Here is a 14,578-nt window from a genome sequence, read left to right as displayed (position 1 = left end):
CGATCATTTCACTTGGTGAAGGTATCGGCAAATTGCTCTCTCAACGCCTTCTTCTGAACTTTCCCCATCGTGTTTCGGGGAAGTTCAGGAAGTATGACGAGCTTTTTTGGCTGCTTGAAGCGCGCAAGCGAAGAACCGATTTCGGCGGCTATGGCATCGAGATCGGGTTGGCGGTCAGGCATCGCAACAATAATGCCGAAGACACTTTCGCCAAAATCTCTGTGCGGCACCCCGATCACGGCGCTTTCGAGAACGCCGTCCTGCTCATCCAAGATCAACTCTATCTCCTTTGGATAGATGTTGTACCCGCCCGAGATGATCAGATCTTTGTTGCGCCCAACGATTGTGACGTAACCGTCCTCGTCAATCGTTCCCAAATCACCAGTGATGAAAAATCCGTCTGCACGCATTTCTTCGGCCGTCTTTTCAGGCATCTGCCAGTATCCCTGGAAGACATTTGGACCGCGTACTTCTATCTGGCCGATGTCTCCATTCGGCAGTGACACACCGCTCTTGGGATCAGTGATCTTCAACTCAACTCCAGGCAGAGGAATGCCAACGGTTCCAGCGCGGCGCTCTCCCGCATAGGGATTGGACGTGTTCATGTTGGTTTCGGTCATGCCGTATCGTTCGAGGATGCGATGGCCTGTCCGTTCTTCGAACTGGATGTGTGTTTCGGCTAGTAGTGGGGCGCTGCCGGATACAAACAGCCGTATATGAGTTGTGAGGTTTTTTGTAAAACGGGCGTCTCCCAAAAGGCGCGTGTAGAACGTTGGCACACCCATCATTGTAGTTGCATTCGGCAGTTGGGTGATCAGCTGGTCCAAATCGAATTTTGGCAAGAAGATCATCTGGCCGCCGCACAGCAGGGTGATATTGGTTGCTACGAACAAACCGTGCGTGTGAAAGATTGGAAGGGCGTGGAGCAAAACATCCTGTGAGGTGAAACGCCATTCCTTTTGCAGCACCTGAGCGTTGGACAGCAAGTTGCTTTGAGTCAGCATGGCCCCTTTGGACCGTCCAGTCGTGCCGGAGGTGTACAACAGCGCTGCAAGGTCGCTGCCCGTGCGAGATACGGTTTCAAAAGATTTCAAGTAGGGCGTAGCGTTGTCCGCAAATGAACCTGAACCATCCGCATTCAGAGTCTCCAGCTTCGCCCCGCACCGTTCTGCGATCGCAGCCAGAGCATTGCGTTTACTGCCCTCTACAAGCACCAGGCGTGCGCCGCTGTTTTCGACAAAATAGGCCATCTCGTCCGGGGTGTAGGCCGTGTTCAGCGGTAAGAAGACCAAACCAGCTTGTACACACGCGGCGTATACAGCCAGCGTTTCTGGAGACTTGGCGGTTTGAACAGCAACCCGATCTCCGGCCGTCAGGCCCATATCGGCCATCAACCCTGCATACTGTGCTCCGATGTCCAGAAAAGCCTCGTAAGTTAGCGAAAGGCCTCCGGGTAAATGCAGGAACACCGCATCGCTTGCGCGGTGCTGACCAAACAGTGTGTCGTAGAGTGGGTTGGGCATCGGTCGCTTTGACTACCTAAGTGTTGGTTGAGAGCGTTGAACTGAGCGCGCGGACGTCGGATGACGCTGCCACTGTTTTGTGGGTCACGAAGTGCTCGTGGTTCGTTGTGATGCGAGAAAGGTCATAGATATAGTTCACCATGGCACCAGACGATTGTCGTATTCCATTGTCGGACAAATCCGCATCGGCATGTACCGCATGTACCGATGCACCGTTTCCCAAATGAAAGCGTGCAACCGGGTCCACGGGTAGTCCATCCTCGCGCTTTGCTTCTAGCAGATAATGCGCGACCTTTACCTCAATGGACGCGTTTTGCAAAAGCGGAGCATCAGCCCGGTCCAGCCATCTTGTCAGGCCGGGGATTGGCGACAGGGTTACAAATGTCTGAAGGTTTGAAAGATCACGAGACAGGTCCGCAACCACCTGTTTGATCAACGAATTTCCGAATGAAATGCCCGCAAGCCCATCCTGGCAATTGGAGATGGAATAGAACACTGCGGTGTCAGCCTCTTCGGCATCGATGGGATTGCGCCCATCAGCCAGAAGGTTCTGAATGGACTTCGGGATGCCCTTGGTCAGCGCGACTTCGACGAAGATCAAAGGCTCATCCGGTATCGCGGGATGAAAGAACCCAAAACACCTGCGGTCCGAAGGTTGCAGGCGGCGGCGCAGGTCTTCCCAGCTGTCGATCGTGTGGACAGCTTCGTACGCGATGATCTTTTCAAGGATTTCGGCGGGGCTTGCCCAGTCGATGGGGCGCAGCACCAGAAAGCCGCGGTTGAACCATGATGCAAACAGATGTTGGAAATCCACATCAAGGGGCTCCAGCACTGGAGCGTCACGCGTCATACGCAAGAGATCTTTGCGCATGGATACCAGGTGCCGTGTCCCACCCGGTACTTGGTTCAAACGACGCAACAGCTCTTGCCGTTTCGGTTCACTGGCGCGCACAAATTCACGATAGCTGCGCTTGGAAGGTGTTTCCTTGTAGGTCTTGAGGCTTTCGACAACATCCACTGGATCGATTTCCAGATCGCGCATCATAAATTCAAAGAACGCCTGCTTAAGCTGGTCATCGCCGCCGCTGTATTGATCCAATATTAGCCTTGCAAGCGTACTGCCGGAAACTTCCCCGCGTGCACTCAGCAGGTCTTGGGCCAATTCGGTTATGGCACGCCCTTGCGCATCAGATGACACGGCACGCGCATAGCGGCGCTCGAAAACCGTGGAAATGAGATCAGCGAAGTAACTCATATCGCGGTGCCCATTACTGCGTTGGGTAGCCACGTGGCCAGACCCGGGAAGATGCACAAAAGGATGATTGCAATCACCATACATGCCACAAAAGGAAGTGATCCGTTGAGGATCGTCTTGAGCGAGATGTCGGGTGCAATCCCATTGATAACATAGAGGTTCAACCCAACGGGGGGAGAGATCAACCCGATTTCCATGTTGATGGTCAGCACCACAGCAAACCAGATCGGGTCAAAGCCAGCTGTTGTAATAATGGGCAGTAGAATAGGTGCTGCCATCAGGATCACGGCAACCGGCGGCAAGAAGAAACCGGCGATCAAAAGGAAGATGTTAACCGCTCCCATAAGCACCCAGGGGTTCACGTCCAATGTCCCAATCCAAGCGGCAATGGACTGGGTGATGAAGAGGCTGGACAGCATGTAGGAAAAGACACCCGCGGCCGCGATGATAAATAGGATCATCACGCTTTCTTTCGTGCTGTCACGCAGCACCATCCACAGGTCTTTGGGGTTCCACAGTTTGTAGATGATCATGGCAATCATCAGGCACAAAAGCGCGCCGACTGCTGCCGTTTCAGACGGTGTCGCGACCCCGCCATACATCGCGTAGAGCACGCCGACGATGATGAAAATGAACGGCAGGACTCGCGGCAGTATTTCGAACCTTTGCCGCCATGTGTAGTTTGTATGGGCCAGTAAAGCGCGATCACCTGACCGCCAGGTCGAGTAGAGAGACCACACCATGAACAGTCCCACGAGCAATAGGCCAGGGATGACACCCGCCAGGAAAAGGCGGCCAATGGATTGCTCAGTCGCGATTCCGTAAACGATCATGGTAACCGACGGCGGGATCAGGATGCCGAGTGTACCGCCGGCTGCGATTGAACCCGCTGCGACACCATCCGGATACCCGCGCTTGCGCATCTCGGGAATACCCATCTTGCCAATCGCGGCACAGGTGGCCGGGCTTGACCCGGACATAGCAGCAAAGAGGGCGCAGGCCCCGAGGTTCGAGATCACAAGCCCCCCCGGAACGCGGGTCAGCCAACGTTCAAGGGCTTCATAGAGATCGGCACCCGCCCGCGTTGACGCGATGGATGCCCCCATGATGATGAACATCGGGATCGACAGAAGCGCGAAATTGTCCAACTTTCCGAACAGGATCTCTGGCATCAGTTCGAGTGAACGCACGCCATCAAAAACCATGATGAAGCCTGTGGAGACGATGAGCAGTCCCAGAGCGACCGAAACGCCCGAGAACAAGACCAAGATTGTGCAAACAGCAACCAGCGCTCCAAGCGTGAGCGGGTCCATATCACACGTCCTCCAGGCCGAACGGCTTCTCGATCCAGAGCAGCATGGCGACCATGTCGGCAATCAGTTGCAGCAGGAACAAGCCAAAACCCATTGGCAGCGCAAGGTAAGGTATCCACAGGCGGACCCCCCACACCGTGTCCGAACGCCAGTTCCGTTCCCATGTCAGGTGCCAGAATTCATAACTGTACCAGAGCATGATCGACACCATGATGATGGACAGCGAAAGAGTGAAAACGGCAAGGACAAAGCGCAAACGTTTGCTCAAGGCCAATGGCACAAGATCCACGTTCACGTGCCCGCGCAGGCGCTGGACATAAGGCAGCCCGATTAATGTCGCGCCGATGGCGAGATAGATGACGGCCTCTGTTTGCCAGATGGTCGATCCATTCAGAACGAAACGGATGAAGATCATTTGGCAAGTTATTGCAACAGCTGCAACAATCATCGCTGCAGAACACCAGCCTGCCAGTGTGGATAGTGCAGCCACGAAGCGCAGAAACGGATTGTTACCGGTGCGTGCAATCGCGGCGGAGCTTTGATCCGCCATCATGAAGTCCTTGGAAAGAAATGTTGGGGAGGGGCCGCCGGTTCAGGCGGCCCCTTGGAAAGGTGTTAGTCTACGGCCAGCGCCATATCCAAAAGCTCTTGACCGCCTTCGACTTCGGACACGAACTTGGCATAGGATGTTTCCTGAGCCAGAGCGCGCCAAGCTTCGAAATCTTCGGCTGACATCTGTGCGATTTCTACGCCAGCGTCTCGGAACACTTGCTCCGATGCTGCATCCTGCTTCTTGGCTTCCTCAAGGTAGAAGGCCTGCGCCTTGGCCGATGCGCCAAGCAGCGCTTGTTGTTGCTCAGGTGTCAGCGCATCGAAGCGCGATTTGTTCATGAGCAAAGGTTGATACATGAACCACAGAGCAACATCGCCGGCTGGTGTATAGCAACTGACCTGTTCATAGATGCGGTAGGACACAAACGACGATGACGACGTATTTGCGGCGGTCAGAACACCCGTCTGCATCGCGTTGTAGATTTCGGACGAGGCCATGGACGCAATGGATGCCCCGGCCCCGGCCAGCATTTGTTCAAAAGCCTTGCCTGCCGCACGTGTCTGCAGCCCCTGCACGTCTTCCGGCTTTGTGATGCACTTGTCCTTACCGACAAACCCACCGGCCAGATAGCCGTGAACCAGAACCATCACGTCATCATCGGCCATCTTCTCTTCCAGTGCCTCCATGAAAGGCGACTCACTAAGACGCGCGGCGTGGTCGTGGTTCTTAACCATGCCGGGCATAAGCGTCAGGTTGTAAGCGGGTTGTTGGCCACCGGCATAGCTGAGCGGTAGCACGGTCATGTCCAACTGGCCGCGGCTTAGCGGTCGATATTGCTCACGTGGTTTGAATAGCGATTTTGAGCCAAATATCTGGATTTCGAGATCAACGTCAGCGGCTGCCACTTCGTCGGCGACCATCTGGGCCACTTGATGGCGTACGTCTTTGTTGGACCATTGATGCGATAGACGAAGTGTTTCCGCGCCTACGGTCGACGTGGCAGCGACGCACGTCGCAATGGCTGCGGCTGTGAGTGATTTGAATTTCATGTTGTCCTCCCTAGGCGTGAATCAACGTTCGTGCGTTGAAACTGCACTTCAACGCTTCCACACCGTGCATAACAAGTCAACTTTCTTGTATACAATATTAAGGCAGTTGCATTTGAGGGGGCGAATGGTACACCTCCTTTATGGATATCAGGCGCGCAGATCAGATTGCAGCATCCCTTGAGCAACTTGTTTTCTCAGGGGAATTTCGCGATGGCGAACGACTGGATGAACTGCGGTTGGCGGAACAGTTTCACGTATCGCGGACGCCCATCCGCGAAGCTTTGCAGGTTTTGGTGACGTCTGGGCTGGCTGAACAGGTGCCTCGTCGGGGTGTGTTCATCCGTCAACCTGGTCCTGTCGAGCTGATGGAGATGTTCGAAACCATGGCCGAGATCGAAGCGGTGTGCGGGCGTCTGGCCGCCATGCGCATGACGGATCAAGATCTTGATGCGCTGACGGCTGCAAATGAGCGATGCCAGGAAGCCACTCAAGGCTCTGATCCCGACCGCTATTATTCAGAGAACGAAACATTCCACCAAATCATCTATCGTGCCTCGACGAACAGCTTTCTCGAAAAACAAGCGCTTCAACTTCAAAACCGCCTTAAGGCATATCGTAGGATCCAGCTTCGGTTTCGAGGCAGGCTAGAGCAATCCATGAGTGAACACTCCGAGATACTGATGGCGCTGCAAGAGGGTAACGCAGACAAGGTCGCGTCAGCGCTACGCAGTCACGTTGCTATCCAAGGTGAGAAATTTCATCAACTTGTCGCCAGTTTAAAGCGGTAAAATCCATCGGCAACAAAGGGCGACCAGTTTCGGACTTTAACACCGAGTTCCAAATTACGAGCAGTGGTGGCTTTGATGGTGCTGGCGCGACATTTAGTTCTGATGCAATCGCGCTGACGCTTTTGTCACGCCAAAGTGCAGCGTGGCTGTCATCACGGCCAAGACGATCAAGCTCGCAAACATCAGGTCTGTCTTTGCTCGCCCGTTCGCCAATAACATTAGATATCCGAGACCTTTCGAAGCACCCACCCATTCACCAATGACTGCGCCGATTGGAGCGTAGACAGCGGCAAGGGTCAGCCCGGTTCCCAACGACGGAAGAGCGTACGGAATCCTGATCCTCTGCATGATCTGCCTTTCGGTCGCGCCCATGGTTTGTGCCAGGTCCAACACGTCTGATGGAATGCGGGTTAGCCCATCATAAAATGCGCTGGTGACCGGAAAGTATATGATGAGGATTGCCATCACGACCTTTGAAGCGATGCCGTACCCAAACCACAGTGTCAGAATGGGGGCGAGAGCAAACACAGGAACGGCCTGCGTGAATACCAGGAGCGGCATGAACAACCGGTGCAGCCGGGGAAAAAGTGCCAGTTGGATTGCGGTGAATGCTCCCAAACATGAGCCAATCAACAGGCCCAATAGAACTTCGGTCAGCGTGATGCTGGCATGTTCCATCAGCAAAATGCGATTGTCCCAGGCGGCGGCAGCGACTCTGGATGGCGGCGGCAGGATGAATTTAGGAACGTCAGTGACCCAAACCACTCCTTGCCATAAAAGCAGTCCGAGGGCAGAGGCACCAATCGTGTAACCCAGCCTGCTCACTTTAGCCCCCGCAAGACGGAGAGAAGATCACTCTGGCAAGTGATAGTATCTGGCGCAAAGGAGTCGCGGACCGGTGGATTGGCGGGCACAGGCCATTTTTGCACTGATGTTCGCCCAAGAACAATGATCTGATGACCCAGGCGCACCGCCTCCGTCGGGTCGTGGGTGACAAGAAGCACTGTCTTCCCAACCAGCACCTCGGCAGCCAGTTCCTGCATTTCGGCGCGGCTACTGGCGTCAAGAGCCGAGAACGGCTCGTCCAGCAAAACGATGGGTCGGTCTTCCATTAGTGTACGGGCAAGCGCGTTACGCTGGCGCATCCCACCCGACAGTTCCCTGGGTTTCTTTATGAGGTGGTCGGCAAGACCGACACTTTCGAGCAGGTTCTTAGCGCGCGGAAAATCAGGTTGTTTTCCGCGGAGGCGTGAGCCCAGAACCGTGTTCTCAAGTACGGTAAGCCAAGGCAGCAATAGGTCCATTTGCGCCATGAAACTCACCCGGTTGTTGACGGGGTGGTGGTCAGACGCGGCGATCGTCCCTTGGAAAACTCCGCCGCACTCCAATCCTGCCGTCAAGCGCAGAAGCGTTGATTTTCCGACGCCGGAGCGCCCCAGAACACAGGTCCATTGACCTGCGTTCAGTGTCATTTCCAAAGGCCCAAACAAAGGCAGGCCGTCGATAGAGCAGGAGCCGTTGATATGGATAGGTGGGGCTGTCGGTGTCACGCTGCCCGCATTCCCATATCCCAAAAGCGCACCTCCAACTCTGTGGCTGTGGTAAAGCGCTGCTGCAAGTGTTCCCACCGAGCGGCTTGTTGCGGGTTTTCCCCCAAACGGCGCGCGACGGCAGCGTCTATCATGCGTCCTACATTGGCCATGACTGTTTGATAATCCTCGCCCGCATAAGTGTTGATCCAGTCATGATAGGGCGTATCGGCGGCAGCATCTTGCGCCAAGCGCGCCCCGATCTCTCCATAGCCAAAACAGCAAGGGGCCAATGCGGCCATCAGATCCAGAAAATCCCCCTGTAGCCCGGCATCCATCACGTAACGCGTGTAGGCGAGATTTTCGAACTCCTCGGATGCGTTGAACAACGTAGCTTCATCAATCCCTTCGGTTGCACATGTTTTGATGTGCAAAGCCATTTCGTGATTGACCAAGGCGTCGACGGTGCCCGCGCAGACCTTCATTTCATCCAATGCTTCCGCTTTGACGACGCCGAGGGACCATGCGCGAGCGAAGTGGACGAGAAAGACGTAATCCTGGATCAGATAGTTTAGAAACGCGGAGCGGGGCAGGGTGCCCTCGCGCAACCCTTCGACGAACCTGTGATGCGTGTAAGCCCGCCATGGTTCAGGGCAACCGCTGCGCCACATGACAAAGATTTGCCCGTACGGTTTCATATTCATTGCGCCATCACGTCGATGGCTATGTCGGAAACCAAATTTATGCGTGGGATCAGGCCTGCTTCGAACAAAAAAGTTTCGAAATTGGCGTAACGACCGACATCCACTGCCGAGGGACGCAAGGCAAACCGGGGCAATGTGTCTGCCCACGCACGTCTGTTGAGTTCGTCCTGCAGCTCAGGCGCCGTGCCCGAAAAAATCTCCCAGCTCTCTTCTGGGTGATTGATGATGTATTGTGTTGCCTTTTCCGTGGCAGCCAGGAAACGCTGGATCTGGTCAGAATTCATTGTGCCCGGGTTGGCGATGTAGATCAGTTCATCGTAAGGCGGCAGCCCTTCTTCCTCGACGTAGAAGCAGCGGCCGGGTACGCCTTCGATGTCCATCTGGTTCAGCTCAAAATTGCGGAAGGCACCGATAACCGCGTCTACCTGACCCGACATCAAGGACTGGGACAAAGACCAGTTCACATTGATCAGTTCCACATCGTTCAAGCTCAAGCCATGGGTGTTCAAGACATGGCCCAGGACGGCTTCTTCTACACCGCCGACGGAAAAACCCACCTTTCGCCCTTCGAGATCGGCAGGCGATGTGATTGGACCTTCATCAAGCACTAAAAGGCAGTTTAGCGGTGTTGCGACCAGTGTGCCGACGCGTTGCAAAGGCAGTCCTTCGTGAATTTGCAGGTGTAGCTGAGGTTGATACGAAATCGCCATGTCAGCTTGACCAGCTGCTACAAGCTTTGGTGGATCAGACGGATTGGCAGGGGCAATGATCTCAACCTCCAAATCCACGTCTGCGAAGAAACCTTTCTCTTGTGCAACGATCGCCGGTCCATGGTCGGGGTTCACAAACCAGTCCAGCAGAAGGGTCATTTTGTCTTGAGCCCAAAGTGGCGTTGCGCAGATCGACAGGGCGGCTGCGATGACAATCGGTATCATGCGTGAGTTCCTTTCACGTCGGCGTAGAAAGCCGCGAAATGGTGTGTGGGTCCGTGTCCGTGTCCGACCGCAAGGTCATCTGCACGGGCAATGGCGCTGGTGACGTAGCTTTTGGCAGCTGTGACCGCAGCGGGGAGGTCTTGCCCCTTGGCCAGCTGCGCCGCCAATGCCGAAGACAGCGTGCACCCCGTCCCGTGGGTATTCCGGGTCTTTGTTCGGGGGCTTTCGAACCACCTGACATCTTGGCCTGTGACGAGGCAATCGGGGCTGTCGGGGCCGTCAAGATGGCCACCTTTCATCAAAACTGCGCCCGGTCCGCATCGGGTCAAAGCGCGGCCTTGCGCTTCCATTTCGGTCCGCGTGGCCGCCGTTTTGGTCCCCAATAGATGCGCTGCTTCTGGCAAGTTGGGGGTTAACAGCGTTGCCTGTGGCAACAGTTGATTCCGGACAACGTCCACAGCGTCGGCCTGAAGAAGCTCGGCGCCGCCCTTGGCAATCATGACAGGGTCAACGACGACCGGAGCCTTACAGGTGTCAAGCGTGGTCACAACGGCTTGGGCGATCTCTGCATTTGCGATCATCCCAATTTTCACGGCATCCACTCGAATATCGGTGAAGATCGCGTTGATTTGAGCCATGACGAAGTCTGGTGGTACGAGATGAATGCCGGTGACACCTCGTGTGTTTTGCGCCGTCAAAGCCGTCAGCGCTGCCATTGCAAATGCGCCATTTGCGGATATTGCTTTGATATCCGCTTGAACACCCGCGCCACCGGACGGATCCGACCCCGCGATACTCAGGACATTGGGTATCATAATTTTGCCTCCGTTTCTGCGAAAGCGCGCGCAGCGGCTGTCGCATCCGGTTGACCACAAATGGCGGAAACCACAGCCAGCCCATCGGCGCCGCTTTCAAGAACTGCACGCTGGTGTTTTGCCTTCAGCCCGCCGATCGCGACGTTGGGTAGTGGAGACTGTGCGACCAGTCCCGCCAAGCCATCAAAGCCGATTGGTTGCTTGTGATCAGCCTTGGTTGTCGTGCCAAAGACAGGACCAAGCCCGAGATAATCCACGACTGCGGGATTGACCGCGTGCACGGCTTGGGCATTCTCACAAGAGAGCCCAAGTATTTTATCCGGCCCCAGCATCGCGCGTGCGTCAGCGGCTGATATGTCGCCCTGACCGACATGAGCCCCATCCACATCCGCTGCAACCGCAGCCTCGACGTCGTCGTTGATGACCAAAGGAACGCCTGTGCCCGACAGCACATCCCTCAACGCGCGTGCCATGTCGATGCGGGCCGCGGTTGTCGCATGCTTGTCACGCAGTTGAACCATCGTGACGCCACCGTCCACGGCCTGTCGCACCGTGTTCTCCAAGCCCGCAGTGTGGCAAAGCTGCGGATCGGTCACCAGATATAGCCGCAAGTGCACGCGAATGTCTGGTATCATCTCACCGCCCCTGCCAAGTCGGCGGGCTGCGTTGCCGCCAGTGCATCAAGGAAGTGCGCCTGAAAGCTACCGGGGCCTTGTGCCTTAGACGCAGCTTGTGATCCTGCAACCTTGAAATGCGACAGAGCACCGACAGCTGCATGGTAGGCTGGGCCTGCTGCAGCATATGCACCCATCAGCGCGGTCTGAGCGCATCCCAAAGCAGTGACCTTGGGCATGATCGGCGAGCCACCATGAACCCAGGCCGACTGAGAGCCATCGGTTACGAAATCAGTCGGACCAGTTACGGCAATTACTGCGTCATATCTTTCAGCGAGGTTTTGCGCTGCGCCTTTTGCAGCTTCGACCGCATCCCCACTGTCAGCCCCTTTGCCAGCGCCGGACTCTCCGGCAAGTGCCAGTATCTCGGATGCATTTCCGCGAATGATGGTTGGACGTAACGCCAGCAAATCCTGGGCGACGGCCTTGCGATATCCACTGACGAAATGCGCAACAGGGTCGAACACCCATGGTATGTTACTGTCATTGGCCAATTGTGCGGCCGCCAGCATGCTTGCCACCCAAGACGTGGAAAGTGTTCCTATGTTGATTGTCACGGCCGCGCATACTGGTGTGAAATCCGCAATCTCTTCCGGAGCGTGCACCATTGCCGGTGATGCGCCCGCAGCGAGAACAACATTCGCGGCAACGTTCATCGCGACATAATTGGTGATGCAGTGCACCAGAGGGTTCTTATCGCGAAGGGGCGTCAATACGTCTTGGTAAGCCATAGTGTCTCCGTTTTCGCAGACGAAAATGGAGACGTGTCACCTATTGTTGAGTGACCTGCGACCTCCCTCCGCCAGCATTATCTGGTTCAGGTTCAAAGGGTACGTCTCAGCTTTGCAGCGCCCCTGGCACTGCGAGGTGTAGAACGGTGAGATTACGTAGTCAAACAAGATCGGACGCCATTGTGAATGGTCTCGACACCGGGCGTCGATTCAGAGCAAGCCTCAGTTCTCGTCCGCTGTGCCCACTTGATGCCACCGCTGTGATCTGTTTGTTCGACCCTGACCACACGCAGCTTTTAAACGAGTTTATTGACGAACTGCGCTTGCGATATAGCTCTCTTTTAGAAGTATTTTTCGGCGTCCACTTACGACGGTGAGTTGACCGTTCCCTTGGCAGAACTAAAATTTTACAGGCGTTTACAAAACGTCTTGCAGGCTTTGCGCAAGCTTCTCGACCAACTCGTCGATCTGTGCCTCGGTGCAAATGTAGGGCGGTGCCAGCAAGATGTGATCGCCGTGTTTGCCATCGATTGTGCCGCTGTTGGGATAACAGATTAACCCATTCTCCATCGCCTTTGCCTTGATGGATTTTGCCAGACCTTTTTCCGGTTCAAATGGGTCTTTGGTGTCCTTGTCTTTAACAAGTTCCAACGCGCGAAACATGCCGCGCCCACGGATATCGCCGACGTGTTGGTGTTGACCGAATTCCGCGTTGAGTGACTGCTCGAAGTAACGACCCATTTCCGCAGAACGTTTGGTCAGACCTCCTGCGGTCAGCTTGTTTACAACGGCATTTGCAGCGGCGCAGGCAATTGGGTGGCCAAGATAGGTGTGCCCGTGTTGGAAGAAGCCGCTTCCTTGCTTAATAGCATCGTGAATTGCCTCTGAGCATAGCATTGCACCAATGGGTTGATATCCACCGCCCAGACCTTTCGCGATTGCAACGATGTCAGGCCGGACATGTTCCTGTTCACAGGCAAAGAAGGTGCCGGTTCTGCCCATGCCGCACATCACCTCATCAAGTATTAAAAGCACGCCATACTTGTCACAGATTTCGCGAACGCGTTTGAAATAGCCTGAGGCAGGGGGAACAGCACCCGCTGTTGCACCGACAACCGGTTCCGCGATGAAGGCAACGACGGTTTCAGGACCGAGGCACAAGATTTCATCTTCCAACTCGTTTGCCGCGCGAAGCGCATAGTCGTTTTCTGTCTCTCCGTCGTCTTGGAATCGGTACGCATAGCAAGGTGCGATGTGGGATGCGGACACCATGACCGGGTCAAAGGGCGCGCGTCGCCACATGTTACCACCCGTTCCAAGTGCGCCCAGAGTGTTCCCGTGATAGCTCTGACGACGGGCAATGAAACGATTTCGTTCCGGCTGGCCAATTTCGAGCATGTATTGACGCGCGAGTTTGAGTGCCGCTTCAACAGCCTCGGAACCACCTGAAACGATGTATACTTTTTCAATCCCTTCAGGGGCGTGAGCTACGAGGCGCGTGGCCAATGTTTCAGCAGGTTCTGATGTTAAAAAACCGGTATGCGCGAACTCCAACTTACTCATCTGGTCAGCCATGGCAGCGATGACATCTTTATCCGCGTGACCAAGGCACGAAACGGCTGCACCTCCTGATCCGTCTAGATAAGATTTCCCATTTGAATCATAGAGATATATTCCTTCGCCGCGCACTGCGACAGGTAGGGTGGTATTCGAATTCCGCGAAAAAACATGCGACATGGCTGATCCAGTGGCGTTCATTGGGTGCAGCGACTGAAACAGATGATCCATTCATTGACAATGACTGAAACAATAGAAACACTTTCGGCATGTCCTGAGGGGGTCCATTTGGATTCGACATTTGAAACACGGCTTTCCGATCGATACGGCGATCTGAGCTATACGCTTCGCCAGGCGGCAGACTATCTTGCCAATAACCCGGTGGATGTCGCTTCGCGAACTCTGCGAACTGTGTCTCGTGAAAGTGGTGTTTCACCTGCAGCGTTTTCGCGCTTGGCCCGCGCTTTGGATTACGCAGACTTCGAAGAACTTCGCGAAGAGATGCGCACGAAGATCGGGCGAAGTGTGAACAACTTTGCTGAACGTGCGGAAAGGCTGCACAGCCAACATCGGGAAGGGCGCGCAAGTTTCGTGGATGCTCATCTCGCGGCGTGCCAATCCAACTTGCAGACGTTCATGGACAGTCTGGATCGCAGGGCACTTGAAGGTGCCGTGGATCGAGTGGCTGCTGCACGCAAAGTGATGCTGTTGGGGGCACTAGGGTCGACAGGGGTCGTGGAATACCTGTCCTATATGGCAAGCTTCTGTGTGGACAACTGGATGATGGCGAGCCGCATGGGCGCATCTTTGGGCGGCGGGATGGCTGGCTTGGATGAACGCGATGCATTAATAATCGTGACAAAGCCGCCATTTTCGGAACGCGCTATTCAAGCGGCTGCACTCGCGCAACAGCAGGGCGTTTATGTTGTTCTAGTCACCGACACGCACCGTTGTCCGGCGCTGAAACATGCATCGGTCAGCTTCGTCGTGCCGACAGACAGCCCTCACTTTTATTCATCCTACGTGGTGACAATGTTCTTGGTCGAAGCCATCATCGGGGTTTTGGTGAGCCGAACAGGACCGGCAGCACGGACACGAATTGCCGAGGTGGAAGCGGCCAACAGGGTGCTTGCCGAGGTTTGGGATCAATGA

General features: G+C 55.2%; 15 protein-coding genes and 1 riboswitch. Of the genes, 2 read left to right on the top strand and 13 right to left on the bottom strand.

Annotated elements, in window-relative coordinates; genetic code table 11:
• Positions 1–8: 8 nt before the first annotated feature.
• From AC53L6_RS09265 to dctP, 5 genes are all read right to left on the bottom strand, one after another.
• Entirely contained in the window at positions 9–1,523 is a 1,515-nt protein-coding gene (locus tag AC53L6_RS09265; RefSeq protein ID WP_496907654.1) for a malonate--CoA ligase, read from the bottom strand.
• A gap of 16 nt (positions 1,524–1,539) precedes the next feature.
• Positions 1,540–2,778: a malonyl-CoA decarboxylase gene (locus tag AC53L6_RS09260; protein ID WP_496907653.1), complete on the bottom strand. Its 1,239-nt coding sequence runs from the start codon at positions 2,776–2,778 to the stop codon at positions 1,540–1,542.
• Entirely contained in the window at positions 2,775–4,091 is a 1,317-nt protein-coding gene (locus AC53L6_RS09255; RefSeq protein ID WP_496907652.1) for a TRAP transporter large permease, read from the bottom strand. The genes AC53L6_RS09260 and AC53L6_RS09255 overlap by 4 nt, the downstream gene beginning before the upstream one ends.
• 1 nt (position 4,092) lies before the next feature.
• Complete coding sequence (locus tag AC53L6_RS09250; RefSeq protein ID WP_496907651.1) at positions 4,093–4,641, bottom strand: TRAP transporter small permease; 549 nt, start codon at positions 4,639–4,641, stop codon at positions 4,093–4,095.
• A gap of 65 nt (positions 4,642–4,706) precedes the next feature.
• Entirely contained in the window at positions 4,707–5,693 is a 987-nt protein-coding gene (gene dctP, locus AC53L6_RS09245; protein ID WP_496907650.1) for a TRAP transporter substrate-binding protein DctP, read from the bottom strand.
• 140 nt (positions 5,694–5,833) lie between these two features.
• Here dctP and AC53L6_RS09240 point away from each other — a divergent pair, with 140 nt between their 5' ends.
• A complete protein-coding gene (locus tag AC53L6_RS09240) occupies positions 5,834–6,481 on the top strand; it encodes a GntR family transcriptional regulator (protein ID WP_496907649.1) in 648 nt (215 codons plus the stop codon).
• Between the two features lie 93 nt (positions 6,482–6,574).
• Here AC53L6_RS09240 and AC53L6_RS09235 read toward each other — a convergent pair whose 3' ends face one another.
• The 8 genes from AC53L6_RS09235 to AC53L6_RS09200 form a co-directional block, all read right to left on the bottom strand.
• On the bottom strand, positions 6,575–7,306 hold the full coding sequence (locus AC53L6_RS09235) for an ABC transporter permease (RefSeq protein WP_496907648.1): 732 nt from the start codon (positions 7,304–7,306) through the stop codon (positions 6,575–6,577).
• A complete protein-coding gene (locus AC53L6_RS09230; RefSeq protein ID WP_496907647.1) occupies positions 7,303–8,031 on the bottom strand; it encodes an ABC transporter ATP-binding protein in 729 nt (242 codons plus the stop codon). The genes AC53L6_RS09235 and AC53L6_RS09230 overlap by 4 nt, the downstream gene beginning before the upstream one ends.
• Positions 8,028–8,714: a thiaminase II gene (tenA, locus tag AC53L6_RS09225; RefSeq protein ID WP_496907646.1), complete on the bottom strand. Its 687-nt coding sequence runs from the start codon at positions 8,712–8,714 to the stop codon at positions 8,028–8,030. The genes AC53L6_RS09230 and tenA overlap by 4 nt, the downstream gene beginning before the upstream one ends.
• Positions 8,711–9,649: an ABC transporter substrate-binding protein gene (locus AC53L6_RS09220; RefSeq protein WP_496907645.1), complete on the bottom strand. Its 939-nt coding sequence runs from the start codon at positions 9,647–9,649 to the stop codon at positions 8,711–8,713. Before AC53L6_RS09220 ends, tenA begins: the two co-directional genes overlap by 4 nt.
• Positions 9,646–10,464, bottom strand: coding sequence for a bifunctional hydroxymethylpyrimidine kinase/phosphomethylpyrimidine kinase (gene thiD / locus AC53L6_RS09215; protein WP_496907644.1), 819 nt, complete (start codon positions 10,462–10,464; stop codon positions 9,646–9,648). The genes AC53L6_RS09220 and thiD overlap by 4 nt, the downstream gene beginning before the upstream one ends.
• Positions 10,461–11,099 carry a thiamine phosphate synthase gene (gene thiE / locus AC53L6_RS09210; protein ID WP_496907643.1) on the bottom strand — a complete coding sequence of 213 codons (639 nt, stop codon included), beginning with the start codon at positions 11,097–11,099 and terminating at the stop codon, positions 10,461–10,463. Before thiE ends, thiD begins: the two co-directional genes overlap by 4 nt.
• Positions 11,096–11,869 carry a hydroxyethylthiazole kinase gene (gene thiM / locus AC53L6_RS09205; RefSeq protein WP_496907642.1) on the bottom strand — a complete coding sequence of 258 codons (774 nt, stop codon included), beginning with the start codon at positions 11,867–11,869 and terminating at the stop codon, positions 11,096–11,098. Before thiM ends, thiE begins: the two co-directional genes overlap by 4 nt.
• Before the next feature lie 45 nt (positions 11,870–11,914).
• Positions 11,915–12,004, bottom strand: a riboswitch (TPP riboswitch).
• A gap of 282 nt (positions 12,005–12,286) precedes the next feature.
• Positions 12,287–13,606 carry an aspartate aminotransferase family protein gene (locus AC53L6_RS09200; protein ID WP_496908070.1) on the bottom strand — a complete coding sequence of 440 codons (1,320 nt, stop codon included), beginning with the start codon at positions 13,604–13,606 and terminating at the stop codon, positions 12,287–12,289.
• 108 nt (positions 13,607–13,714) lie between these two features.
• Between AC53L6_RS09200 and AC53L6_RS09195 the strand changes: the two genes are divergently transcribed.
• Positions 13,715–14,578 (top strand): MurR/RpiR family transcriptional regulator, encoded by an 864-nt coding sequence (locus tag AC53L6_RS09195; RefSeq protein WP_496907641.1) that lies wholly within the window; start codon positions 13,715–13,717, stop codon positions 14,576–14,578.

The sequence above is a fragment of the Tateyamaria sp. LSS28 genome (assembly GCF_059611725.1).
The sequence above is the reverse complement of the archived record's forward strand: the minus strand, read 5'-3'. Positions and strand labels throughout refer to the sequence as shown.

Bases quoted from the DNA above. Each gene is read 5' to 3' on its own strand.
- thiE (WP_496907643.1), bottom strand. From the start codon at position 11,099: ATGATACCAGACATTCGCGTGCACTTGCGGCTATATCTGGTGACCGAT.
- AC53L6_RS09265 (WP_496907654.1), bottom strand. From the start codon at position 1,523: ATGCCCAACCCACTCTACGACACACTGTTTGGTCAGCACCGCGCAAGC.
- AC53L6_RS09255 (WP_496907652.1), bottom strand. From the start codon at position 4,091: ATGGACCCGCTCACGCTTGGAGCGCTGGTTGCTGTTTGCACAATCTTG.
- AC53L6_RS09200 (WP_496908070.1), bottom strand. From the start codon at position 13,606: ATGTCGCATGTTTTTTCGCGGAATTCGAATACCACCCTACCTGTCGCA.
- AC53L6_RS09240 (WP_496907649.1), top strand. From the start codon at position 5,834: ATGGATATCAGGCGCGCAGATCAGATTGCAGCATCCCTTGAGCAACTT.
- thiM (WP_496907642.1), bottom strand. From the start codon at position 11,869: ATGGCTTACCAAGACGTATTGACGCCCCTTCGCGATAAGAACCCTCTG.
- thiD (WP_496907644.1), bottom strand. From the start codon at position 10,464: ATGATACCCAATGTCCTGAGTATCGCGGGGTCGGATCCGTCCGGTGGC.
- dctP (WP_496907650.1), bottom strand. From the start codon at position 5,693: ATGAAATTCAAATCACTCACAGCCGCAGCCATTGCGACGTGCGTCGCT.
- tenA (WP_496907646.1), bottom strand. From the start codon at position 8,714: ATGAATATGAAACCGTACGGGCAAATCTTTGTCATGTGGCGCAGCGGT.
- AC53L6_RS09220 (WP_496907645.1), bottom strand. From the start codon at position 9,649: ATGATACCGATTGTCATCGCAGCCGCCCTGTCGATCTGCGCAACGCCA.
- AC53L6_RS09260 (WP_496907653.1), bottom strand. From the start codon at position 2,778: ATGAGTTACTTCGCTGATCTCATTTCCACGGTTTTCGAGCGCCGCTAT.
- AC53L6_RS09250 (WP_496907651.1), bottom strand. From the start codon at position 4,641: ATGGCGGATCAAAGCTCCGCCGCGATTGCACGCACCGGTAACAATCCG.